The 1780-nt window shown below is 56.7% G+C and carries 1 rRNA gene; it reads right to left on the reverse strand.

Features of this window, described 5'->3' with window-relative positions:
- Positions 1-199: 199 nt before the first annotated feature.
- Positions 200-1716, reverse strand: a 16S ribosomal RNA gene (locus ABZ382_RS36520).
- Between the last annotated feature and the right edge of the window lie 64 nt (positions 1717-1780).

A 1780-nucleotide genomic window follows, 5' to 3' on the forward strand; every position in this document is an offset into this window, starting at 1 on the left:
TCGCTTTCGCGTGTTCTTTCAGGACCCAATAGTGTGTCGGTATATTCACCGCGCTCGAAGACATGGCTTCCAGCTAGGTGCGATGAAGGTTGTCAGTGTTCCACCCATGAGCGTCCGCCGGCCTACGTGTGAGGCCGAAACGGTCTCTGACACAGTCACATTCGACTCTTCGAACGGTCTGTGTAGAAGTGCTCCTTAGAAAGGAGGTGATCCAGCCGCACCTTCCGGTACGGCTACCTTGTTACGACTTCGTCCCAATCGCCAATCCCACCTTCGACAGCTCCCTCCACAAGGGTTAGGCCACTGGCTTCGGGTGTTACCGACTTTCATGACGTGACGGGCGGTGTGTACAAGGCCCGGGAACGTATTCACCGCAGCGTTGCTGATCTGCGATTACTAGCGACTCCAACTTCACGGGGTCGAGTTGCAGACCCCGATCCGAACTGAGACCGGCTTTAAGGGATTCGCTCCACCTCGCGGTATCGCAGCCCTCTGTACCGGCCATTGTAGCATGTGTGAAGCCCTGGACATAAGGGGCATGATGACTTGACGTCGTCCCCACCTTCCTCCGAGTTGACCCCGGCAGTCTCTCACGAGTCCCCGCCATTACGCGCTGGCAACATAAGATAAGGGTTGCGCTCGTTGCGGGACTTAACCCAACATCTCACGACACGAGCTGACGACAGCCATGCACCACCTGTACACCGACCACAAGGGGGGCCATATCTCTATGGCTTTCCGGTGTATGTCAAACCCAGGTAAGGTTCTTCGCGTTGCATCGAATTAATCCACATGCTCCGCCGCTTGTGCGGGCCCCCGTCAATTCCTTTGAGTTTTAGCCTTGCGGCCGTACTCCCCAGGCGGGGTACTTAATGCGTTAGCTACGGCACGGATCCCGTGGAAGGAAACCCACACCTAGTACCCACCGTTTACGGCGTGGACTACCAGGGTATCTAATCCTGTTCGCTACCCACGCTTTCGCTTCTCAGCGTCAGTTACTTCCCAGAGACCCGCCTTCGCCACCGGTGTTCCTCCTGATATCTGCGCATTTCACCGCTACACCAGGAATTCCAGTCTCCCCTGAAGTACTCTAGTCTGCCCGTATCGACTGCAAGCTTGCAGTTGAGCTGCAAGTTTTCACAATCGACGTGACAGACCGCCTACAAGCTCTTTACGCCCAGTAATTCCGGACAACGCTCGCACCCTACGTATTACCGCGGCTGCTGGCACGTAGTTGGCCGGTGCTTCTTCTACAGGTACCGTCACTTGCGCTTCGTCCCTGTCAAAAGAGGTTTACAACCCGAAGGCCGTCATCCCTCACGCGGCGTCGCTGCATCAGGCTTTCGCCCATTGTGCAATATTCCCCACTGCTGCCTCCCGTAGGAGTCTGGGCCGTGTCTCAGTCCCAGTGTGGCCGGTCACCCTCTCAGGTCGGCTACCCGTCGTCGCCTTGGTGGGCCGTTACCCCACCAACAAGCTGATAGGCCGCGGGCCCATCTCGCACCAGTAAACCTTTCCAACCCAGACCATGCAGTCCAGGCTCATATCCGGTATTAGACCCAGTTTCCCAGGCTTATCCCAGAGTGCGAGGCAGATCACCCACGTGTTACTCACCCGTTCGCCGCTCGTGTACCCCGAAGGGCCTTACCGCTCGACTTGCATGTGTTAAGCACGCCGCTAGCGTTCGTCCTGAGCCAGGATCAAACTCTCCGTTGAAGACTCTAGAATCACCCGAAGGCGAATCAGAAGTATCTCGAACCAGAGTCCGAAAACCTAGCAA

Source organism: Nocardia sp. NPDC005825, assembly GCF_040630175.1.
Lineage (GTDB): Bacteria > Actinomycetota > Actinomycetes > Mycobacteriales > Mycobacteriaceae > Nocardia.